Consider the following 20,510-nt stretch of genomic DNA (forward strand, 5'->3'; position numbering starts at 1 on the left):
TTATTTTAAATTCGCCTTAAAAAACTCAATTGTCCTTTTCCATGCTAACTCTGCTGCCGTTTTATCATAACGGGGGGTGGTATCGTTATGGAAACCGTGGTTAGCTCCTTCGTAAATAAAGGCTTCGTATTTTTTGTTGTTGGTTTTCAGCGCAGCTTCGTAAGCGGGCCATCCACCTGTAATGCGGGTATCTAACGAGGCATAGTGCAGCATCAGCGGTGCTTTAATTTTCGGCACGTCTGCGGCATCGGGCTGGGCGCCGTAAAAAGGTACTGCTGCAGCCAGATCAGGCAGGCGCACGGCCATCATGTTGGCAATACCGCCGCCGTAGCAAAAACCAACAACTCCTACTTTGCCATTGCAGTCTTTATGGTTTTTGAGGTAATGGAACGCATCTATAAAATCCTGCTCCATTTCGCCTTTGTCGCGTTTGGCTTGCAGTTCGCGGCCCTGGTCGTCATTGCCGGGATAGCCGCCAAGTGGCGTAAGCGCATCAGGTGCAAGCGTGATGAAACCGGCAAGGGCAGCGCGGCGGGCTACATCTTCAATATAAGGGTTTAAGCCACGGTTTTCGTGCACTACAATAATACCTCCCAGTTTGCCTTTGGCGTCCGCAGGTTTAGAAAGCAATGCTTTTATCTTTCCGCCACCATTAGGTGAATCATAAGTAATATATTCTGATTTTAAGCGGGGATCATCAGCTTTAACCTGTATGTTATCCTGGTAGTTAGGCATCAGGAAACTCATTAGCGCAGGCACGGTTAAACCGCCAACAGCATACAGCGATAGTTTCTGCATAAATGCCCGGCGGTCGAGGCGACTGTGCGCATAATCATCGTATAGGTCAAATACCTCTTGCTTAATATCTTCTTTATTAATCTGGTTCATGGTAGATAGTGGTTTTACTCAAATATAATAACAATAAAACGGCCTTAAAACACATTAACTAAAGTAAGTGGCTTTAATAAGAGCGCCATTATAACTAAACAGTTTGTAATACCCGCCCTCATGATTTTGAAAAACAGAACCACTGGCAATAATGTCGGCACCAATAGTTTCTACGTCAGGTTTTATCCATTGCTTCTTCTTTATAGCAGTTTTTTGCTCCTCACTTTTTTTCATCTTTATTTCAATTAAAGCTCACAGCAATATAAAAACAAAAGCATTTAATCTAAAGCAAAAGGCTGTATGTCACCAATTTGTTAACATAGGCTGGTAGAGTTATAAACAAATTAAACATCCTTATTGCAGAAGAAAAACTTTTAATTATTATTGCGTCGAATAAACGCAATGTTGTACCCCGTATTGCGGAAACCAATTATATTAATTCGCCTTTTTGATTTGTCATGGAGGCAACAACCTTTAATCAATTTAAGCTATTTAACCATCCATGACCAGTAAAACACCGGCCTACCTCGAAACCAAAAACCATTATGAAATCCTCGACGGTTTACGTGGGGTAGCAGCCATTATTGTAGTTATTTTCCACGTTTTAGAAACCTACTCGGGCACACGTTTCAAACAGATCATTAATCATGGCTATTTGGCTGTCGATTTCTTTTTCCTGCTTTCGGGTTTCGTGGTAGCCTACGCTTACGATGACCGCTGGGGTAAAATGACGCAGTGGGATTTCTACAAACGCCGCCTTATCCGTCTGCAGCCTATGGTTATTATGGGTTCTATCATTGGCGCTATATTCTTTTACACACAGGGCGGTGCCTTGTGGCCGCTTATTAACCAAACACAGGTTTGGCACATGCTGCTGGTTATGCTGGTTGGCTTTACCATGCTGCCTTTGCCTATCTCGATGGACATCCGCGGATGGCAGGAAATGCACCCGCTGAACGGCCCAGCCTGGTCGCTATTTTTCGAATATGTTGCCAATATCCTGTATGCACTGGTGTTCCGCCGGTTTTCTAAAAAAGTATTGGGCGTGTTTGTGGTGATATTTGCAGCAATGTTGGTGCGCTATTTAGTATGGGGACCAACCGGCGATGTCATTGGCGGCTGGAGCATTAATGCAGAGCAGCTTAACATTGGTTTTACCCGTTTACTTTATCCGTTTTTCGCCGGTATCTTGCTTTGCCGCATGGGTAAACTCATCCATGTTAAAAATGCTTTTACCGTATGTAGTCTGTTGCTTATCGTTGTGTTTTTTATCCCGAGGATTGGTGATGAACATACTTTGTGGATGAATGGCTTATACGAATCATTCTCTATCATCCTCGTGTTCCCGCTTATTGTTGCCCTTGGCGCTGGCGGCCACATTACTGGCGGTTTCGCCAAAAAAGCATGTAAGTTTCTGGGCGATATATCGTATCCTATTTACATTACCCACTATGCTTTAATTTATACCTATACCGCCTGGGTATCTGATGATAAAATACCAATGGATTATGGTATGCAAATTGGCGCGCTGCTGGTTATAGCCGCCGTTGCCATTGCCTGGGTATGCCTCAAATTTTACGACGAGCCTGTTCGCGAATGGTTGAGGAAACGTTATTTAGTGAAGAAAGCTTAAGTGCAGATTACACATTATAGGAAACGTCGTGGTTAATAATCGCGGCGTTTTTGCGTTACAGAATAACCTATATCTCAATTTGTCATTGCGAGCGATAGCGTGGCAATCTCGTCGTATGTATATCCGATTTACGTACTACGAGATTGCCACGCTATCGCTCGCAATGACAATAATTAAAAATCCCAACCCGCCCGCGGAAGACAACAAACCACCTTCACCTTTCATGGAATAGTATTTGCATTCCTTCAATCATGAAAGAAGAAACCATCAAAAAAGCAGCCCGTATCCTGTTGGGAGCTAACTTAATATTCGCAGGCATTAGCCATTTAACCTTCGCCCGAAAGGCATTTAAAGCACAGGTGCCGGATTGGGTTCCCTTAAAAATAGATGATACGGTAGTGTATTCAGGCATTGCCGAGATTGCCTTAGGCAGCGCCCTGGTATTTACGCCTAAAAAATATGAAGAGAAAGTAGGACAAGTTGCTGCAGGTTTCTTCACAGCGGTATTTCCTGGCAATATTTCGCAATACACCCATCATCGTAGTGCATTTGGTTTAGATACTGATAAAAAAAGGTTTGTCCGCCTGCTGTTTCAACCGGTGCTGGTTTACTGGGCATTAAAAAGCACCAGTAAGTAAGCTGCACTATTTTCATTTATTAAACTACTTTAATTTTATTGCGGCTGGCGCGATGTTCTTTTGTATACACCAAAAAAACAAACGAATATGATAACGTCAGTTGAAGAAATGATCGGAAAATATGTGAATGCCTGGAACCATCACAACGTCGACGAGTTTAAAGCAGCCTTTGCCGAATGCTGGTCTGCCGATGCTACCTACACCGACCCTAATTATGATATCGCAGGTTTAGATGCCATTGCCGAATTGGCGCAGATCTCATTAGACAAGCTCCCAGGCCGCACTTTCTCTGTATTAACCCAGCCCGAGTATCACCACAACGTTGGCCGCTACAACTGGCAGGTACATTTGCCCGAAGGCACTAAAGATGGTTTCGACTATTTTGAATTTAACAGCGAGTTTAAGATTACACGTATTGTAAGTTTCTTTTAAGTAATTATGGCTCGTACATTTTATATTTACCGAAAACGTAAAATGTACGAGCTTATTCTTTCCAATTTCGCCATGCATATTGTGCTCGATGCCGCCGAGGCCGAGCATATTAAAAGCAAATTGCAACACAAAACGGTAAAGAAAAACACAGTACTGCTTACCGCTGGCGAAACCTGCAAAAACATCTATTTTGTAAACAAAGGCTGCCTGCGCACTTTTGATACCGATGAGCGGGGCGAAGAACACAATATCCTCTTTTGCCCCGAAAACTGGTGGGCTGTTGATATTGCCAGTTTCTCTGACCAGCGGCCGGCCTTCTATAATATCAGTGCTTTAGAAGATACCGAAGTATTTTACTTCAGCTATCCCGTACTGGAACAACTTTATTTAGAGATCCCCAAACTTGAACGCTTCTTCCGCATTCTCACACAAAACGGCTTTAACCTGTACCAGCAACGCATTACCTCCAATCTAGCTAAAACTGCCGAAGAGCGTTACGAACTCTTCCACAGGCAATACCCCAAACTGGAGCAAAGGATAGCACAGAAACAAATTGCCTCTTACCTTGGCATTACGCCTGTGTTTTTGAGTATGATTAGAGGGAGGAATGGGTAGGTAAAAAAGGCTGTCATGCTGTCCCGACTACCGTTGGGACGAAGCATGTAGGCAAAGGCCTTTTACGCCATGGCTACCGCTAATGCATGCTCGGTGATATCCTCCGCACATGCTTCGTCCCAACAGTAGTCGGGACAGCATGACAGCCAGTTTTTCAAACATCCAAACATTTCTACATTATAATTCAGCCAATTAGTTGTAAGTTAATACTAATAGGTTTACTTTTATTTATTCCCCTTATTGATTTTTGCCCTTCCTTCGCCATGTCTAATTGGCAATTCTTAATGCTTACACCTTATTCAAATTATTTTATGGAAAGAAAATCATTTCTCAAATCGTGTCTCGCTGTGGGTGCAATCATTGCAACACCAATTAGTCTTGTTGCCAAAGGCATCACAAAATTCAGGGTAAATGCCGGGTTTATGGTTGATGCTACTAAGAGCCGTACAGGTAAAGCTATTACGCTCTTCGAAGGTGATACTTTTCTCACTAAAGTTTCTACTGCCGATACAGATGGCGATATATATGCCTACGAATCATCACGGGTTAAAGAAGGTGGCCCTGCCCATCACGTACATTTTGCGCAAGACGAATGGTGGTATGTATTACAAGGCGAATTCTTAATCAAAATTGGCGAAACAACCTACCATGCTAAAGTAGGCGACAGTGTATTTGGTCCGCGTATGGTACCTCACAGCTTCGCGAAAATAGGAGACGGTGAAGGCAGGCTGCTACAATTCTTTCAACCCGCCGGCAAGATGGAAGAATTCTTCGCCAAAGTAAGTGAAGGCGCCCTCAAAAATAAAAGCGAGGCCGAACAGGATAAATTCAGGGAAGACTATGGCTTTAAACGGGTTGGGCCACCGATAAAGAATTTGAAGTTGTAGGCTTCGTTTTTTCGTCCCAATAATCTGAAAATATTACATTGCATAATAATATGGAGATTTATGAGGATTATATTAGCAATGGAAACACACTACGTTACTGTTTTATAGTAACTATACTTTTATTGGATGGAACTTTCTTATGGCTATTTCCTGTTAATAATGTGTTTTATCTTATTGCTTTAACAATATTCATTTTTTGGTTAAAACCGTGGCATTATAAGGTATCTAGTGCTGTTATTAATGACTCAATGCTTACTATAACCAAATATAACTTCTTGATGGGATCATCAAAACGATACAGCTTTGATGTTCAAAAAATAGATTTTATTTACAGGGATCGCCCAATAAAATTTCACAGGGGTGGTGGCTTTGGCTCAAATAATAGAGGAAATGTGCTAACGGTATATTTTGATACTCACCCATTATTTGACCTTACCCCTGATGAAGATGGATGGTCTCATGAAGCCATTAATAAGTTAAGCCGCTATCTGAAAGCAAATGAAATAAAACAGGTTGTCGATAAATTTGGAGAAAACGATGTTGTTTTATAATCCAGAAATAGCTTTTATTTTTCCTTTCTCTTTGCATTTAACCACTTCCTCACCGGCTCATCGTAAAACCTCATGGCTAAATAAGCAATGCCTACCAACAGTATAATGCTTGGTAAAATGATGTAGAACATATGCACGCCATCTGGTTTGTGGCTGCCATAGTAGTTACCCCACATCCATAAGGCGGCGTAGTGGGTCATGTAGAGGGGGTAGGATATTCTGCCCGAGAAATTGCAGAGCTTTTTCAATCCATCACTTAGTGTGGCACCCGCACCGAGCGAAACCAATAGCGGGAAATAGATGATGATAATTAGTGGTTCGGTTAGCCAGTTCCAGGTAGAGAATGGGAACAAGAAAGCCAGCAATAACCAAAACGATAGGCTGATGAAACCCATGTTGTTTTTGATGATCCAGTTAGAGCGGTAAACCAGTATACCGGCCAAAAACGAAAAGGAGATGCGCGCGCCGCCATCCCAAAAAGTGCCGCCGCTCCAGCCGCCCATTAAATTGCCTGCGCGGTAGCCTACGACGCAAAGCCAGGCTGCCGATATGATGGCGAGCACGAGCAGCCACTTGCGGTTGAGTTTACTCAACACAAAAGCATAAACAATATTGGCCATATATTCCCAAAACAACGACCATGATGGGGCATTCAGCCCAAACAAATTAAACGAACGATCCGTCATTACCGGGAAGGGAATGAGCAGGGCCGAGCAAAGAAAGATCAGAATTATTCTGCCTGCGGTATATAACTCTGGCGTGCCGCCAAAAGGATCGAAATACAAAGCCAGTAAACCCAATACCGAACCCAGGATAACCAAAGGGTGCAGCCTGATGATGCGCGCTTTAAAAAATTGGAGTACGCCCACTTTGCCAATCCTATCATCATAAGCGTATGCAATCACAAAACCCGATAAACAGAAAAAGAAATCAACCGCCAAAAAGCCATGACCAATAAAGTTTTTGCTGTAGTCGCTTATCGCCCATTCCATAAAATGGAAGGTTACTACGGCAATGGCGGCAACACCTCTCAATCCGTCGAGAATTTCAAAGTGCTGTTTCGTTTTCAGGATGCTTGCGCCTGGCTGGGTTTTGGTCATGAAGTGGTAACAGTAAAAATTGGTTAATTGGGGTGCGGCAAATTTAACAGCTTTTTTCAATGTCCCAAATGCACCCGCAATATGTCGCTTATGCAGACTTACATTTCAGTATTTCCTGTCGAACTTCATACTATCAAACAGAAATTTATGGAAATCATCGGAAAAGAATATTTGGTTGATTTTGGCATGGCCAAAGCTGTGCTGCATTTCGAAAGCGAAACTTCGCTCACATTCACCATCACAGAAAAAGAAGGAGCAGCAGACAACACAACGGAAACCGTTGCCATTAAATTAACAGAAATCCGCCCACACGTTTTAATGGCCACCTGGCAGGAAGCCAGCGGAACTACCGTAACGCAGGTGCAGGATTATGAAAAGGGGATCATCTACTCCAACTGGACTTCGCGCGAGGGAGAGTTTTATAACACACAAGGCACTATAAAACCGGTTTAATTATCCCCAGAAAGTTTCGGTAGAGGCAATTAAGGTTGGCAGTTCCAGCTTCGGTTCAACTTCCAGTCCGCTTGCTTCCAATTCCGCAGCAAATTTCTTGAATGATGCGAGTGATGTCAGTAACTCATGTGCTTCTTCGTTCTCAAACTGGTCGAAGTGCATAAACGTTTTGCCATCTTCCAGCAAATACGTGCTGTACTTAATACCGGGGTGGTTAAGCTGTTTCAGATCATTCACCACATTTTTAATATTCTGCTGATTTGTTGCTGCGTAGGCCTGTGTAGTGGTGTATTGTACCCGTACTATTTTCATGATTGAATAGATTATTGTAAATCTAAATTACACGAAAGCATGCATACCAATCAGGTGAGGAACAGACATATTAGGGGGCTAATTGGGACAGATATTGTAGCGGAGCAGCCAGATTAACAAACATTTGTCCTTTCTCCTTTGTCTTTCCTCCCCTTAAGTCCCCCTAAAACGCTTCGTTCAAATTGAGGAAGAAACCTTTGTTGCCGAACTTACCAAAAGCATAATCGAGCGCCAGGTTGGTACGTGTAGCCTTGTTAAACAACACCCGCAAACCAGCGCCATAACCGGGCTGAAATACCTGGAATAGCTTAGTGCCCTGCTCGTCATTAGCCGTTTGCAAGTTACCAAAAGCCACACCACTCAAAAACTTATTGGCTGTTATCGGGAAACGGAATTCGGCTTCAGTATCATTGAATTGTGTGCCCTTAAAGTATTGCGAGGTATAACCACGGCCACTTCTGAAAGCACCGTCTCGGGCGGTACCCGGTAGTTCGAGATAAGGCACATTACCGCTCACGAGATACGAACCCCAGTTCCAGAAGGCCAACACGGTTTCGGGGTTACTGTCAGACAGGCTGAAGTATTTCCTGAAATCGGTAGTAATCTGCAACGCGTTCTGGGTACTGCCCATCCAGCTTTGGTTGGCGCGGATACCCACATCGGCATAAATACCTTTATAAGCACGGTTCTGATTATCGCGCGTGGTATATTGCAGATTAAACAACAAACCGTTTGCCGAATAACTGCCGTTTTTAAAGCCGTGTTCCTGGTTATAAATTTTATACGGCGTTAGTGCGCTGGTATCTTTTTCATCAATGTTTTTCCTCACTTCAAAAGAGGCGCCTGCTCCAACAAACAGGCCTTTAGCAACCTCTTTGTATACCTTCTCCCGCACGTTATAAAACATGGAGTTGAATACCCGCACTTTGCGATTTGGGTTTGCCAGCACCTCGTCGACGGTAGATTCGCCCGCAACGCTTTTACCTATACCCAGACCAAAATCGGGTGTTACGGTTTTGGCTATTACGATATTACCCTGAAAATTCCACTTATTACCCGGTGTGTAGATATTATGGTTGATATAGAAGTAAATAATGTTTTTGGTAGTGATAGATGCCGAAGTTGCCGCTACCGACATAAACGTGTTAGGATCATTCCCCAGCTTTCTGCCCGCAACTGCTTTTACCCCCACCTGGAACCCAATAGTAGGATTGGCAGATATATTAGGAATTATCGTAATGCCCGATGGTTTATGCAACGAATCGGGCTGTTTATGTGGGGTAAAAATATCGTGGAACAGATTACCGAAATCATACTGTTTAGCCAATACCGCACGCTCTTGTTGTTGGGCTTGCAGTGCCACGTGGTGTAATGAATCACGTTTCAGCGAATCTACTGCGGTTGCTACCTGTGCAAAGGCCGCATGATTAATGCCCATAAAAAGCACAAACAGCAGTAAAATTTTATATGGGTTATGTTGTTGTAATTTCAAATGATAGATAGTGTTGTGTATGAGATTGAAACCACGAAATGCTTATAATGTTTAACTATTTGAACAATACAGACATTTCTGTGTCTTTAACAGATATGAAACTCAATTGCTGGCTTTATATTTTAGTCATCGGTATTTTATCCTGTAATGATCCGGATAATGCCTCGGCAACAGCCGATACTAACACCTCTATCGACAGCATTCATCACCAAACATCGCAGCCTGCAACTACTATTTCTACCGGAAAAACTCAACCTGCCGAATTAATCAGTTTTGCAGAATCCCTCATCGGCACACCTTACCAATATGGATCGAGTAACCCGCAACAGGGCTTGGATTGCTCGGGCTTTGTTACTTATGTGTTTACGCATTTCGGCATTACAGTGCCCCGAAGCTCTGTTGATTTTACCAATGTGCAACGGGAAATAGACATTGCAGATGCCAAGCCCGGCGACCTCATTTTGTTTACCGGTACTGATAGCACCATCCGCACGGTTGGGCACATGGGTATTATTGTATCGAATATTAATAATGATATTGCCTTTATTCACTCTACATCGGGCAAGGCTTATGGTGTTACCGAAACTACATTGAAACCGCATTACCTGGGGCGATACGTGAAAACCATCCGCATTTTTCCGCAGAATGACCGGTAGGATAGCCATTCCTCAAAATGAATAAAACTACCTGCCGTACAATCTGTTACATTATAAAATAAGATTGAAAACTATTGATTTTAAGTTTATTAACGTGTAACTTCATTATACCAATATAATATCTTAAACAAGGAGGTTTTTATGAATACCGTTCAAAAAGTTGAACACTGGGGCGACCTGCACCATGCCAAATGGCTGGATGCAGTACGTATGCTGCTGGGCTTGCTTATTTTGTGCAAAGGCATTTCTTTTATAAGCCAAACCAACATACAGCAAGACTGGGTTTTACAAAACAATGCATTCGGCTTTTCGGGGCTCATGGCTATGGTTGTAATACATGTGGTGGCATTTGTGCACATTGTAGGCGGTGCCTTAATTATAATGGGCTTGGTTACCCGCTTTGCCGTGGTTATACAGATCCCCATTTTACTGGGTGCTATATTTTTTGTGAATGCAACCCATGGGCTCACTTTCCTCAACTCAGAACTCTGGCTGTCCATATTGGTTTTTCTGCTGTTGGTTATGTTTTGGGTAATAGGCTCGGGTCCGTTTTCTGTCGATAATTATATGAAAACACATAGCCCCGGTTATAAAGGCGGCGTAAATAGCGCATCATAAAATTTATTTTAATAGCAAAGCCGCTCTGTATCAGGGTGGCTTTGCTATTATTACCTTACTGTTACATATTTATTCAGCAAATGTTAAATGTTATCGTACCTTTGTACTCAACAAAAAGATAGTGCGGGATGGAGCAGTTGGTAGCTCGTCGGGCTCATAACCCGAAGGTCATAGGTTCGAGTCCTGTTCCCGCTACCCAGAAAAGAAAAGCCTCAGATGAAAATCTGAGGCTTTTTTGCGTTTGAGCATGTCGGGCTCGTATTGGTCGCTATAGATATTGAACTCTACGTTGTTGAAGAATGGCCGGATTGTGACTAAGGCTGTCCTTTTTTGCGAGTTGTATTCAATTAATTTTGAATTTTATAACAAATAAATACTTGAAGATTTCATGAGACGTGCAGTACTTGCAATTATATTTTTATTTATATGTACAACGCTGCTTGCGCAAATAAATGATAGTTTAATAACTATTGGCAAAAAGTACTCGGTCTATTCCAAAATATTAAAAGAGAAGAGAACTTATACTGTCTATCTACCGCCTTCATATCAAAGAAACCCCAGCAAAAAGTATTTTGTAGCTTACGTCTTAGATGGAGGGAGAAACAAATTTCTTGAAGTAACCGGAATAGCCCAGTCAATGAATTCTATACCGGATTTAAAAATGCAAATTCCCGAATTGATCATCGTATCAATAGAAAATACAGACAGAACAAGAGACTTTACGCCTACACATTCCCTGAATTATTTAGATGCAGAAAATATCGCTGCTTTTAGCACTAGCGGCGGAGCTGATGCATTTATGCAATTCATTAAAAAAGAACTGATGCCCCAGATAGATAGCTCCTACAGAACCTTACCTAAAAACTTAATCATTGGACATTCATTAGGTGGCTTGTTCGCTATCAATTGCCTATTAGAGTCGCCTGGATTGTTTAATTATTATCTCCTTATAGATCCTTCATGGTTTTGGGACCATAACTATATTGGAAAAAGGACCAGAGAGGTTTTAAAAACAAAAACTGATCTGGAAGGACGTGTTTATATCGCCTTAGCCAACAACATGCAGGAAGATAAGAGGCATTATCAATGGGGAAATGAATTTTATGCATTGCTAAAAAACAGTACATTTTCCAAGTTAGACGTAAAGCTGCGATATTTTGAAGATGAAAAACACCTGACAGTTCCGGTGCCGGCAACTTATTATGGACTTCGTTACATTTTTGATGGTTTTGAATTGGATATAAATGAAGTATGTAAGAACCCCGATTTGATCAATAAACATGATCTTGAAATGTCCCAAAAAATGGGCGTAGAGATTAAATCAGACGAAAGTTTTGTAAATACGCTTGGCTATATAGCCCTACATGATAGGAATATCCCTGATGTTGCCATTGCGATCTTTGAAATAAATACCAAAAACTATCCCTCTTCAGTGAATGTTTGGGACAGTTTAGCCGATGCCTATCTGGTAAAAGGCTTAAAAGGAAAGGCTAAATCATGCTACGAAAAAATATTATCACTTCAACCTGATAATATTGATGCTAAAAGAAATCTGGAAAGAATTAAATAATTAATTAATCGAAAATTTATAATACATCTTCCATATTTAATAAACTATCTCAGGAAGCCCTGTCTAAAAAGTTTACTTACAAGGATTTTCAGCATCTGACCGCTCAGGCAATTAAACTACATTCTAATTAAATAACTGTGGATAGTTGTTTGATACTATTCACAAGGCGGTTCGACATTAGTCCTGTTCCCGCTCGGTTAACCCGAATCGGATTTCTCTAATTCTCGAACCTGTTTGATTTTCCTAGATACTTGATAAAACGCGCATTGAATCCATCAAGCGATTCGAGATTAGTCCTGTTCGGGCTGAAAAAGTATCTTTTTAAGTGGGATGGCGTTTTTTTTATTTATTTTTTAGTTTCACTCATTTTCTTGCAGATAATTCTTGCAAGTTTTATAAAAAAACATGTGTTTTCGGTTCGAGTTCCAGCGACTTTACCTACCCCTGTTAGTTAATGTTAAGAAACAGTTATATTCGTTTGTTATTAAGTGTAGACCTAAGGGCTGTCTGCCATTTGGCTATTGTTAATCGAAGGCCGGTAGAATGTAATCTTTGATCAATTCATCCGATGGCGATTTGCTGTTATAGTTTCCGCCAGTTGTTACGACGACCATTTTAAGCTCTTTAAATATATAGATTTTCTGCCCTCCATTGCCCTGTGCCGCAATGCTTTGATATCGCCTGTTCTTAGTATCCAAATACTTAAGCCACCAAAAGTATCCGTAGTCAACATTTTGCACAACCGAATGCTTTAATGTAGATTCACGGACCCAATTTTCGGGAACAATTGTTTTATGCTTCCACCTTCCATCGTTTAAATACAACAAGCCAAATTTCGCCATATCGCGTGGTGTTAAATAGACCTGACCAAAGTTCTCTGCGTTGGATTGATCGGGTTTGAAATTCCATTTGAAGTCGCGTATGCCTATTGGATCAAACAGGTATTTAGCCGCATAGTCGCGCAGAGACATGCCAGACCGCAATTCAATAATACGCGCGACAGTGATGGGGTTACCTGAATTATAACGGCCAATCATTCCAGGTGTATCAACCATCGGCAGGTCGTACGTATATTTAATCCAGTCGGGTGAGTAATTCATGGCTGTCTCGTTTCCCGGGAGTTTGGGATCTGCAATGTCGTATGCAACACCGCTTTGGTTGTCCAGCATATCTTTTAAAGTGATGCGGTCTTTGAGCGGTGATGGATTCGCAAAATGGTACTGCGGCAAAAGGTTGCTCAACTTAACGTTTACACCGACTATCAGTTTCTGTTGAATGGCTATACCGGTTAATGCCGAAATAATGCTTTTAGTTGCCGAACGCATTTCCTGTAGTTTATCACGGTTATAGTCATAAAAATACTCTTCAAAAACCAGTTTATCGTTCTTGATGATCAGAATGCTCCTCACATTAGGATATTCCCCATTTACTATTTTCAGCATCATTTGCGACAAAAGCGCTGGATTTAAACCCGTTCCTTTGATGTTTCCAACAGTGATACCGTCATTCGTTGTGGCCGGGACCTTGTATTCATAGGCATAAGACTCCGGATGGTCAACTAATCGGGGATACCACATTTCAACAGGGAAGGAAACATGCTTATTCAAAATTTTAAATGTATCCCGACCTGTTACGTAACCAGAAATAATATGATCCTTATTTCTGAAAAAATGAACCAATTCATTTCCAGCATTACGAAAGTTGTCGTCCCCCTGCGGCTCTAAAGGATAGCGACTTTCATTGATGATCGCATAAAGCAATTCTTGCTTAGGTGACGCCGCTATCTTTAATGTGGTTTGTTTAATATATTGATATTCGCCTTCGTATTCTTTCAGCTGGCTATAACTTACTTTTGTTGATTGTGCAGAAGTAGGCGTAATTATAAGAGTAATTGCAATTACACAAAGTGTAGTAACACGGGTTATCAAGGTTATCATTGGTAAATGTTTTGATACAAGACTCTCTTTTACCATAGAATGTTACAAGTTTAACTAATAACGCCATTTAGCTATCGGACACGGGCTGAAGTTACTTTTAATATTGCCAAATCAATCACTAATTGGTTGCACTTTAGTCCTGTTCGGGCTCGATCAACCCGAATCGGACTTTTCTAATTCTCGAACCTATTAGATTTCTCTAAATGCCTAATAAAATGCACATTGAATCCATTAGGCGATTCGACATTAGTCCTATTTCCGCTACCCAGAAAGAAAAAGCCTTAAATCGAAAGATCTGAGGTGTTCATAACCTTTGGTTTCGATGGTAAATGGTTCAAGACAATTACTATTCCATAATATGAAAACTATACTAAAGCATAAATCCTACCACCTTATCTGTTATTTATTAATATTCGAAAAAGCGTATATTTGATTATTATTTAAATGAAAACCATCAAAGATGAATTACAGGATATCATTCTCGGAGATGAACGAATTGGCTCAAATAGCCAGCTCAAAAAAGCCCAAAATTTCCTTAGAGGATATGCGGAAACAAGCATCTCAACTGAAAAGCAACAGCATTTCAAAAACGAAGAAACAACAGCACTCATAACTTTTGCAACTTCAGAAAGTCTCTTCTATAGCCATCTGATTGCTGAAAGTGATTTTATAAGTGAGGGGGCCGAACAAAGGGTTTATAGATTTGATGATGCTCATGTATTAAAGACCAACCAGAGCATGTTTTATGAAAGTTGGTATGATTACTTTAATAGCTTACTAATCCATAATTTTTTCTTTCCATCTACTGCTTATACATTTTTAGGGTTCAAAATAATTGGCAATGAATTGAATGCTGTAGTTAAACAGGAATTCATTTTATCGAACGAGAATACTAACCTGGAACTTGTAAAAGAATTTCTGGACTACAATGGATTTAAGCAGAAACGTAACAACGATTACTTTAGTCCTGAAATAGGCTTAATCTTTGAGGATTTACATGACGAAAATGTACTCTCATACAACGGAGTGCTTTATTTTATTGATACAGTTTTTTATTTAACCCCCGCATTTTATAATAAATAACGATACTGTTCTTCTACTAATCCACAATAATTACACCATTGGCTGTACCCATTGGCTTCGCCAGGATGGTGCATCGAAATGCTATAGCATTAAAGAGACAACTACATTAAACAGGAAAGCCTCAAGTTTTTAACTTAAGGCTTTCTCGTTTAAATTATTAAAGACGGTTAATGTGCTTCCGTATAATCTTTAAAGTTATTCAATATGGCCTGCCAGCCGTTTTTCTGCATTTCGGGCGAGTTTTGATTCTCAGCATCAAACGTTACGGTAACTTCGGTTTGGTTACCATTTGGCTCGAATACAACCGTTACCTGCCTGCCATCAGGGATGGTATAGGTAAAAGATTTGCCCTCCACAATTTCATCATAAATAGCCTCGAAGTCAAAGCCGAAACTTCCATCTTTGGCTTCCATTCGTGCGGCGTATTTTCCGCCTATCCGCATATCATTTGATGCAGACGGGCATTGCCATGATGGATCGGCAAAGTTCCATTGGGTAATATGCTCTGGCTGGGTGTAATAATCCCAGGCTTTCTTTACGTCTGCATTTATGATTGCCGTAATTGTGATCTTATTACTCATGTTCTCTTACTTTGTTAAGGTTAATAATAATTCATCCAGTTTCTCAAGGGTGGCCGTCATGCCTTGTTCCATGCCCATATTAATAACCGTTTCCAGGTCTGAGAGCGATTTGTAAGTTACCACGGTTTCAACCAAAGCGTTTTCGCCTTTGTCTGTAAAGGTTACAACCCATTCTGCACGGGGCAGGTCTGTATTGATTTCACCTTCGGCATTACTGAAAGCATCGGTAGAGGTATAGTAGTCAATTGGTTGTATCTTCAAATATTCGGTATAGCCCCAATATTCTGTGCCGTTGGGCTCAATCATGGCATAATGCCAGTGGCCGCCTTCGCTAAAGTCCATCGACTTGGTTTTGGTGGTAAAAGGCTTGGGCGCAAACCATTGGTCAAGCAGATCGCTTTTGGTGTAGCAGTCCCAAACCAACTGGCGGCCGGCTAAGAACTCACGCGTTATGGTTAGCGTGTTTTTTACCTTATCGGCTACAAAGTCGAATTGTAAATTGTGTTTCATTATTTCCCTTTTTTAATTGTTGATAAAAGTTCGTCGAGTTGCTCGAAACGGCTTTCCCAGATCTGCCTGAATTGCTCCAACCACTTATCAATCTCCTTCATTTTATCAATTTCAAGCTGGTAATAAATTTCCCGGCCCTGGTGCTCCGGCTTTACCAATTCGCACTCGGTCAGTATCCTTAAATGCTTTGAAACTGCCTGCCGTGTGGTATCAAAATGCTCGGCAATGGCATTAGGCGTCATGGCCTGTATGGCAATTAAAGCAATAATGGCCCGGCGAGTAGGGTCGGCAATGGCCTGGAAAATATCTCTTCTCATGGGGTATTAATTAAAAAAACTATTTTCTGATCATCGGCAGGTATTTCTCCCTGTTGTCGATAATTACCCAAAGCAGAATCGCGATCAGTACAAAAACAATGGGTAAACCTGATGGGGCCGTGTTGATGTTGGCTAATAGAATACCGGTTAAAACAGGCAAAATAACGATAGCGCCAAGCGGCCTGGTGCGCGGGATGATGAATAATAAACCACCAATAACTTCAATAGCGCCTACCAGCGGCAGAAGCCAGCCTATTTCTTTATAGGCAGCCATTACTTTCACCATGTTTTCGGGCATATCTTTAGGCATGGGCATGTAGTGGAGAAACTTGTCTAAACCGGCGTTGATAAACATTAAGCCCATTAAGAGGCATAAAACAAACTGAATTTTACTTTTCATAATAATTGATTTAAATAAGGAATGTTTGGTTATTCAAATATACGCAACCGTTTGGTTTCTCAAAATTTATTTTGTGATTTTTTTGAAATCAAAATCGTGGTTTACAGATGCGCATTCACTCAAATTTAATATGTTTGGGCTTATGAATCAGCAAGCTGCCCCTGCAAATCCTGTAAGCCGTATCCTTACCGCAAGCCTTATAGGTACCACTATTGAGTTTTTCGACTTTTATATTTATGCTACTGCTGCGGTACTGGTATTCCCTAAATTGTTTTTCCCTGCGGGCGATGCTACTTCGGCCACGCTGGAATCTCTGGCTACTTTTGCACTGGCCTTTTTTGCACGGCCGTTGGGGGCTGCTTTATTCGGCCATTTTGGTGACCGTAAAGGCCGTAAGGCAACGCTGGTTGCAGCTTTAATGACCATGGGGCCATCAACAGTTGCCATAGGTTTATTGCCGGGTTATGCATCCATTGGTATTGCAGCTCCGATATTATTGGCTTTATTCCGTTTTGGGCAAGGTTTAGGCCTGGGTGGCGAATGGGGCGGCGCCGTATTACTGGCTACCGAAAATGCCCCTGCACATAAAAAAGCCTGGTATGGTATGTTCCCGCAATTGGGCGCACCAATAGGCTTCCTTTTATCGAGCAGTATATTTTTTGTGCTGAGTAAAACCATGAGCGAGGCTGATTTTATTGGTTACGGCTGGCGCATACCGTTTATTGCCAGTGCCCTGCTGGTTTGGGTTGGTTTATACGTGCGGACTAAAATATCAGAAACACCTGATTTTGTGAAGATCATCGACAATAATGAACGATCGAAAGTGCCTTTTGCCGACGTTTTCACTAAACATACCGCAGCCATTACACTGGGCACGCTGGCTACCGTTACCACCTTCCTGCTGTTTTATTTGATGACGGTGTTTACGCTAAGCTGGGGTACTTCGGCACTGCACTATACTAAAAGTAACTTCCTGATTATACAGATGATCTCAATGCTGTTTTTCGGCCTGGGCATCCCGCTATCGGCTGTACTGGCTGATAAATATGGCCGTAACAAAATGCTGATTGTAGCTACCATCCTTATCATGGCTTTTGGGCTTGTTTTTGCTCCTTTATTTACCACGGGCAGTTTGGTTACCACAGCGATGTTCCTGGCAATAGGTATGTTTCTGATGGGATTAACTTATGGGCCGATAGGTACTGCACTGGCGGGCATTTTCCCGGCATCGGTACGGTATACCGGGGCTTCACTGGCCTTTACGTTAGCGGGTATCCTGGGTGCTTCGCTTACACCTTATATGGCAACAACATTAGCTCACAATTATGGGCTGGCTTATGTGGGTTATTATTTAACTGCAGCTTCTACAGTTACACTGTTGGCTTTACTGGGAGCTGGGAAACTGATGAAGCAGCAGGCATAATAAGCACGGCATAATAACGCTTAATTTGCCCTTAATTTCTTTAGCGCTTCTTTGCTTTCATTGTCGTTGGGTGCTAATTCAAGGGCTTTTTGATACGCGGTTATTGCTTTTTCTTTATTACCGTATTCGGCTTCTGTTAAAGCATAATCTTTTAAAGCACCCGCACTTTGAGGGAACAACTTAACATGCATTTCGCAAACGGCCAGGGCATTATTTTTCAGTCCCGCCCGGCGGAACTCCAATGATGCACGATTAAATTCATTTTCATTGGCAGCATATTTTGCAGTATCTGCATATAATTTCCGGAGCCGGTCATTGGCATACTCCCTGCCATTTTTATAAAGATCCTGCGCATAAATAAACGCCAGCGCAGCATGGTAACGAATTGCCGGGCCATTGAACATATCAATTGCTTTGAGATCATTAAACGGGTTACATTTTACATTATGCAATACAACCAGGTATTGGTGCCGGTCGATATTATTGGCCATAAAGCTGATCGTTCCCGGGTTAGCACCAGATCCCCACACAATTTTCCCATGCGATGTATCTTTAAAAATAAACCAGCCCAATCCACAATAAGTCAGGTCGAACGGTTGTGCCTTTTGGCCGTTATTCAGTTGATAAGGGGTGTAAGCTTCTTTTAGTGTTTCCGGCTTCAATAATTTGCCCGCGTCAAGCGCAGCGTTAAAATGCAGCATGTCTTCTGCCGTACTTATAATCCCTCCGCCACCGGTTTCCAATGCAAGGTTATAGGTCCACTCGCGCCAGTCGCTCAGGGTATCTACAAACTGTAGCTTCATTTCATAATGGTTGTTATACTGGTAATTGCGGGTGCGCTTTAGTTCATGTTTTTGCGCCATAGAAGTTTGCACGTAACTATGATCCATACCGGCTGGTTTAAAAATATGGTCGCGGGTATAAGTGGCTAAGGTCTGACCGCTTAGCTTTTCAACCAATAGACCTAAAAGATGGTAGCCAGCACTTGAATATCCCCATTGTTCGCCCGGCTGAAACTTTAGTTTATGGCTGCGACTGTAGTTTATAACATTTTGCAGATCATCATGAATAGTGAATTGTTTGTCATGATTTTTGGTCAGTGCCGAATCAACCAGTTCTTCAATATCAGGCAAGCCCGAGGTATGTGATAACAGGTGCCGGATGGTAATGGCCGGATAAGGAAAGCCGGGAAAATAATGCTGAAATGGATCATCCAGTTTAATTAAGCCTTGATCTTTTAATTGCAAAACAGCTACAGCCGTAAATAATTTCGACACCGAAGCCAGTTCAAATTGCGAATCTCTGTTATTAAGCTTTTGGGCAGCCGCATCCGCAAATCCAAAAGAACGTTGATATATAACCTTTCCGTTTTCGGCAGCAGCCACGTTACCTGTCATTTCATGATCTTCGTGAAGGGCCTGGTAATATTGGTCGAACTTTTCGGCAACAGACTGAGCAGAAACGTTAACAGGGGCTGTTTGCATCAGGATAACAGCAGCAAAAATTGCAGAAATAATGCGCATAATTTAAGCTTGGCTAATGGGTTATAAGATCATTGATTACAATATTATGCCACAATTATAAATAGCTAATAATCAGTGTATTAATAAAATACATCTAAGCACAAAATGTTCGTAATCATTACATCTGCAGTACGGAAACGTTACACGCTTAAATATATTAGAGAAACTATTTTTTGTGAGGATTAATGTATATTGAGCCAGTAATATCCCCATACAGCCCTGTGATCATCAATAAACTTCTTTCTAGTTTCGACAATTATCTGCCGCTTAATGAAGCAGAAAGAGAAGACCTTGCGGGGCGGGTTATTGAGCGGAAGATTAAACGCCGCCAATTCATCCTGCAGGAAAATGATGTTTGCAAGCATTACACTTTTGTGGCCGAGGGTTGTTTCAAGAAGTTCCAGGTGGACGATAAGGGCACAGAACATAACCTGCAATTTGCTGCCGAGGGCGACTGGCTGATGGAGATCGACAGCTTTTATTTTGACAAACCCAGCCGGGTTTATATCGAGGCCATTGAGCCTTCGGTTATTTTCCAGATCAACAAACCTAATTTATTCTATCTGTTTACCAACAACCCCAAGTTCGACCGCAATTTCAGGGTTATTGTAGAGAACCGTTTTGTTGAACTGGAGAACCGCGTTTTACAAGCCATCAGTTCTACTGCCGAAGAACGATACCTTGCCTTCATTAAGCAATACCCACATCTTTTGTCGAGGCTCCCCAATACGCAAATCGCCTCATACCTGGGCATTACGCCCGAATTTTTAAGTAAGGTGCGTAAAGATCTTTCCAGAAAATAGCACTTACCCTTAATCTACATTAAGGGTATTTCTTAAGCTACTTTATAGGCTATCCCGGCTGTTAGCGGCCATCTTTGTGTTGTTACAA

The 20,510-nt window shown here is 41.7% G+C and carries 24 protein-coding genes and 1 tRNA gene; 14 read left to right on the forward strand and 11 right to left on the reverse strand.

Annotated elements, in window-relative coordinates; translation table 11 throughout:
• Positions 1 to 888 (reverse strand): dienelactone hydrolase family protein, encoded by an 888-nt coding sequence (locus tag PQO05_RS00910; RefSeq protein WP_273630754.1) that lies wholly within the window; start codon positions 886 to 888, stop codon positions 1 to 3.
• Between the two features lie 54 nt (positions 889 to 942).
• Positions 943 to 1,122 (reverse strand): hypothetical protein, encoded by a 180-nt coding sequence (locus tag PQO05_RS00915; protein ID WP_273630755.1) that lies wholly within the window; start codon positions 1,120 to 1,122, stop codon positions 943 to 945.
• 268 nt (positions 1,123 to 1,390) lie between these two features.
• Here PQO05_RS00915 and PQO05_RS00920 point away from each other — a divergent pair, with 268 nt between their 5' ends.
• The 6 genes from PQO05_RS00920 to PQO05_RS00945 all read left to right on the forward strand — a co-directional run bounded on the left by PQO05_RS00920 (position 1,391) and on the right by PQO05_RS00945 (position 5,644).
• Positions 1,391 to 2,521, forward strand: coding sequence for an acyltransferase family protein (locus PQO05_RS00920; RefSeq protein ID WP_273630756.1), 1,131 nt, complete (start codon positions 1,391 to 1,393; stop codon positions 2,519 to 2,521).
• A gap of 251 nt (positions 2,522 to 2,772) precedes the next feature.
• A complete protein-coding gene (locus tag PQO05_RS00925; protein WP_273630757.1) occupies positions 2,773 to 3,159 on the forward strand; it encodes a DoxX family protein in 387 nt (128 codons plus the stop codon).
• Between the two features lie 87 nt (positions 3,160 to 3,246).
• Positions 3,247 to 3,591, forward strand: coding sequence for a nuclear transport factor 2 family protein (locus PQO05_RS00930; protein ID WP_273630758.1), 345 nt, complete (start codon positions 3,247 to 3,249; stop codon positions 3,589 to 3,591).
• A 42-nt stretch (positions 3,592 to 3,633) separates the two neighbouring features.
• Complete coding sequence (locus PQO05_RS00935) at positions 3,634 to 4,206, forward strand: Crp/Fnr family transcriptional regulator (RefSeq protein WP_273630759.1); 573 nt, start codon at positions 3,634 to 3,636, stop codon at positions 4,204 to 4,206.
• Between the two features lie 311 nt (positions 4,207 to 4,517).
• Positions 4,518 to 5,093, forward strand: coding sequence for a cupin domain-containing protein (locus tag PQO05_RS00940; protein ID WP_273630760.1), 576 nt, complete (start codon positions 4,518 to 4,520; stop codon positions 5,091 to 5,093).
• Between the two features lie 50 nt (positions 5,094 to 5,143).
• A complete protein-coding gene (locus tag PQO05_RS00945; protein WP_273630762.1) occupies positions 5,144 to 5,644 on the forward strand; it encodes a hypothetical protein in 501 nt (166 codons plus the stop codon).
• 14 nt (positions 5,645 to 5,658) lie between these two features.
• On the opposite strand, the gene PQO05_RS00950 is transcribed toward PQO05_RS00945, so the two are convergent.
• Positions 5,659 to 6,744 carry an acyltransferase family protein gene (locus PQO05_RS00950; protein WP_273630763.1) on the reverse strand — a complete coding sequence of 362 codons (1,086 nt, stop codon included), beginning with the start codon at positions 6,742 to 6,744 and terminating at the stop codon, positions 5,659 to 5,661.
• A gap of 147 nt (positions 6,745 to 6,891) precedes the next feature.
• On the opposite strand from PQO05_RS00950, the gene PQO05_RS00955 reads away from it, so the two are divergent.
• The gene (locus tag PQO05_RS00955) at positions 6,892 to 7,197 is read left to right on the forward strand and encodes a MoaF-related domain-containing protein (protein ID WP_273630764.1); all 306 of its coding nucleotides are present in this window, start codon (positions 6,892 to 6,894) and stop codon (positions 7,195 to 7,197) included.
• Here the strand turns inward: PQO05_RS00955 and PQO05_RS00960 are convergent, their stop codons facing one another.
• Entirely contained in the window at positions 7,198 to 7,509 is a 312-nt protein-coding gene (locus tag PQO05_RS00960; protein WP_273630765.1) for a hypothetical protein, read from the reverse strand. It lies immediately after the preceding gene.
• A gap of 163 nt (positions 7,510 to 7,672) precedes the next feature.
• Positions 7,673 to 9,001 carry a BamA/TamA family outer membrane protein gene (locus PQO05_RS00965; protein WP_273630766.1) on the reverse strand — a complete coding sequence of 443 codons (1,329 nt, stop codon included), beginning with the start codon at positions 8,999 to 9,001 and terminating at the stop codon, positions 7,673 to 7,675.
• Positions 9,002 to 9,096: 95 nt separating this feature from the next.
• Between PQO05_RS00965 and PQO05_RS00970 the strand changes: the two genes are divergently transcribed.
• The 4 genes from PQO05_RS00970 (at position 9,097) to PQO05_RS00985 (ending at position 11,845) form a co-directional block, all read left to right on the forward strand.
• On the forward strand, positions 9,097 to 9,657 hold the full coding sequence (locus PQO05_RS00970; protein WP_273630767.1) for a C40 family peptidase: 561 nt from the start codon (positions 9,097 to 9,099) through the stop codon (positions 9,655 to 9,657).
• 141 nt (positions 9,658 to 9,798) lie between these two features.
• On the forward strand, positions 9,799 to 10,275 hold the full coding sequence (locus tag PQO05_RS00975) for a DoxX family protein (protein WP_273630768.1): 477 nt from the start codon (positions 9,799 to 9,801) through the stop codon (positions 10,273 to 10,275).
• A 122-nt stretch (positions 10,276 to 10,397) separates the two neighbouring features.
• Positions 10,398 to 10,474 (forward strand) — tRNA-Met (locus PQO05_RS00980).
• Positions 10,475 to 10,663: 189 nt separating this feature from the next.
• The gene (locus tag PQO05_RS00985) at positions 10,664 to 11,845 is read left to right on the forward strand and encodes an alpha/beta hydrolase-fold protein (protein ID WP_273630769.1); all 1,182 of its coding nucleotides are present in this window, start codon (positions 10,664 to 10,666) and stop codon (positions 11,843 to 11,845) included.
• A gap of 524 nt (positions 11,846 to 12,369) precedes the next feature.
• On the opposite strand, the gene PQO05_RS00990 is transcribed toward PQO05_RS00985, so the two are convergent.
• Positions 12,370 to 13,782: a serine hydrolase domain-containing protein gene (locus PQO05_RS00990; protein ID WP_273630770.1), complete on the reverse strand. Its 1,413-nt coding sequence runs from the start codon at positions 13,780 to 13,782 to the stop codon at positions 12,370 to 12,372.
• A gap of 444 nt (positions 13,783 to 14,226) precedes the next feature.
• On the opposite strand from PQO05_RS00990, the gene PQO05_RS00995 reads away from it, so the two are divergent.
• Positions 14,227 to 14,865, forward strand: a complete 639-nt coding sequence (locus PQO05_RS00995; protein ID WP_273630771.1) for a putative polyvalent protein kinase domain-containing protein — start codon at positions 14,227 to 14,229, stop codon at positions 14,863 to 14,865.
• Positions 14,866 to 15,032: 167 nt separating this feature from the next.
• Here the strand turns inward: PQO05_RS00995 and PQO05_RS01000 are convergent, their stop codons facing one another.
• From PQO05_RS01000 to PQO05_RS01015, 4 genes are read right to left on the reverse strand one after another with little or no spacing between them, the layout of a single operon-like run.
• Complete coding sequence (locus PQO05_RS01000; RefSeq protein ID WP_273630772.1) at positions 15,033 to 15,446, reverse strand: SRPBCC family protein; 414 nt, start codon at positions 15,444 to 15,446, stop codon at positions 15,033 to 15,035.
• 6 nt (positions 15,447 to 15,452) lie between these two features.
• Positions 15,453 to 15,956: an SRPBCC family protein gene (locus PQO05_RS01005; RefSeq protein WP_273630773.1), complete on the reverse strand. Its 504-nt coding sequence runs from the start codon at positions 15,954 to 15,956 to the stop codon at positions 15,453 to 15,455.
• Positions 15,956 to 16,273, reverse strand: coding sequence for an ArsR/SmtB family transcription factor (locus PQO05_RS01010; protein ID WP_273630774.1), 318 nt, complete (start codon positions 16,271 to 16,273; stop codon positions 15,956 to 15,958). Before PQO05_RS01010 ends, PQO05_RS01005 begins: the two co-directional genes overlap by 1 nt.
• 19 nt (positions 16,274 to 16,292) lie before the next feature.
• Complete coding sequence (locus PQO05_RS01015; RefSeq protein WP_273630775.1) at positions 16,293 to 16,673, reverse strand: MauE/DoxX family redox-associated membrane protein; 381 nt, start codon at positions 16,671 to 16,673, stop codon at positions 16,293 to 16,295.
• Between the two features lie 142 nt (positions 16,674 to 16,815).
• On the opposite strand from PQO05_RS01015, the gene PQO05_RS01020 reads away from it, so the two are divergent.
• Entirely contained in the window at positions 16,816 to 18,096 is a 1,281-nt protein-coding gene (locus tag PQO05_RS01020; protein WP_273630776.1) for an MFS transporter, read from the forward strand.
• 20 nt (positions 18,097 to 18,116) lie between these two features.
• Here PQO05_RS01020 and PQO05_RS01025 read toward each other — a convergent pair whose 3' ends face one another.
• A complete protein-coding gene (locus tag PQO05_RS01025) occupies positions 18,117 to 19,619 on the reverse strand; it encodes a serine hydrolase (RefSeq protein ID WP_273630777.1) in 1,503 nt (500 codons plus the stop codon).
• Positions 19,620 to 19,840: 221 nt separating this feature from the next.
• On the opposite strand from PQO05_RS01025, the gene PQO05_RS01030 reads away from it, so the two are divergent.
• The gene (locus PQO05_RS01030; RefSeq protein ID WP_273630778.1) at positions 19,841 to 20,422 is read left to right on the forward strand and encodes a Crp/Fnr family transcriptional regulator; all 582 of its coding nucleotides are present in this window, start codon (positions 19,841 to 19,843) and stop codon (positions 20,420 to 20,422) included.
• The last annotated feature ends 88 nt before the right edge of the window (positions 20,423 to 20,510 follow it).

Origin of the sequence: Mucilaginibacter jinjuensis (genome assembly GCF_028596025.1) — a bacterium.
Classification (GTDB): domain Bacteria; phylum Bacteroidota; class Bacteroidia; order Sphingobacteriales; family Sphingobacteriaceae; genus Mucilaginibacter; species Mucilaginibacter jinjuensis.

Excerpts from the sequence above, each read along its gene's own strand:
- PQO05_RS00910 (WP_273630754.1), bottom strand. The coding sequence starts at position 888 with ATGAACCAGATTAATAAAGAAGATATTAAGCAAGAGGTATTTGACCTA.
- PQO05_RS00915 (WP_273630755.1), bottom strand. The coding sequence starts at position 1,122 with ATGAAAAAAAGTGAGGAGCAAAAAACTGCTATAAAGAAGAAGCAATGG.
- PQO05_RS00920 (WP_273630756.1), top strand. The coding sequence starts at position 1,391 with ATGACCAGTAAAACACCGGCCTACCTCGAAACCAAAAACCATTATGAA.
- PQO05_RS00925 (WP_273630757.1), top strand. The coding sequence starts at position 2,773 with ATGAAAGAAGAAACCATCAAAAAAGCAGCCCGTATCCTGTTGGGAGCT.
- PQO05_RS00930 (WP_273630758.1), top strand. The coding sequence starts at position 3,247 with ATGATAACGTCAGTTGAAGAAATGATCGGAAAATATGTGAATGCCTGG.
- PQO05_RS00935 (WP_273630759.1), top strand. The coding sequence starts at position 3,634 with ATGTACGAGCTTATTCTTTCCAATTTCGCCATGCATATTGTGCTCGAT.
- PQO05_RS00940 (WP_273630760.1), top strand. The coding sequence starts at position 4,518 with ATGGAAAGAAAATCATTTCTCAAATCGTGTCTCGCTGTGGGTGCAATC.
- PQO05_RS00945 (WP_273630762.1), top strand. The coding sequence starts at position 5,144 with ATGGAGATTTATGAGGATTATATTAGCAATGGAAACACACTACGTTAC.
- PQO05_RS00950 (WP_273630763.1), bottom strand. The coding sequence starts at position 6,744 with ATGACCAAAACCCAGCCAGGCGCAAGCATCCTGAAAACGAAACAGCAC.
- PQO05_RS00955 (WP_273630764.1), top strand. The coding sequence starts at position 6,892 with ATGGAAATCATCGGAAAAGAATATTTGGTTGATTTTGGCATGGCCAAA.
- PQO05_RS00960 (WP_273630765.1), bottom strand. The coding sequence starts at position 7,509 with ATGAAAATAGTACGGGTACAATACACCACTACACAGGCCTACGCAGCA.
- PQO05_RS00970 (WP_273630767.1), top strand. The coding sequence starts at position 9,097 with ATGAAACTCAATTGCTGGCTTTATATTTTAGTCATCGGTATTTTATCC.
- PQO05_RS00975 (WP_273630768.1), top strand. The coding sequence starts at position 9,799 with ATGAATACCGTTCAAAAAGTTGAACACTGGGGCGACCTGCACCATGCC.
- PQO05_RS00985 (WP_273630769.1), top strand. The coding sequence starts at position 10,664 with ATGAGACGTGCAGTACTTGCAATTATATTTTTATTTATATGTACAACG.
- PQO05_RS00990 (WP_273630770.1), bottom strand. The coding sequence starts at position 13,782 with ATGATAACCTTGATAACCCGTGTTACTACACTTTGTGTAATTGCAATT.
- PQO05_RS00995 (WP_273630771.1), top strand. The coding sequence starts at position 14,227 with ATGAAAACCATCAAAGATGAATTACAGGATATCATTCTCGGAGATGAA.
- PQO05_RS01000 (WP_273630772.1), bottom strand. The coding sequence starts at position 15,446 with ATGAGTAATAAGATCACAATTACGGCAATCATAAATGCAGACGTAAAG.
- PQO05_RS01005 (WP_273630773.1), bottom strand. The coding sequence starts at position 15,956 with ATGAAACACAATTTACAATTCGACTTTGTAGCCGATAAGGTAAAAAAC.
- PQO05_RS01010 (WP_273630774.1), bottom strand. The coding sequence starts at position 16,273 with ATGAGAAGAGATATTTTCCAGGCCATTGCCGACCCTACTCGCCGGGCC.
- PQO05_RS01015 (WP_273630775.1), bottom strand. The coding sequence starts at position 16,673 with ATGAAAAGTAAAATTCAGTTTGTTTTATGCCTCTTAATGGGCTTAATG.
- PQO05_RS01020 (WP_273630776.1), top strand. The coding sequence starts at position 16,816 with ATGAATCAGCAAGCTGCCCCTGCAAATCCTGTAAGCCGTATCCTTACC.
- PQO05_RS01025 (WP_273630777.1), bottom strand. The coding sequence starts at position 19,619 with ATGCGCATTATTTCTGCAATTTTTGCTGCTGTTATCCTGATGCAAACA.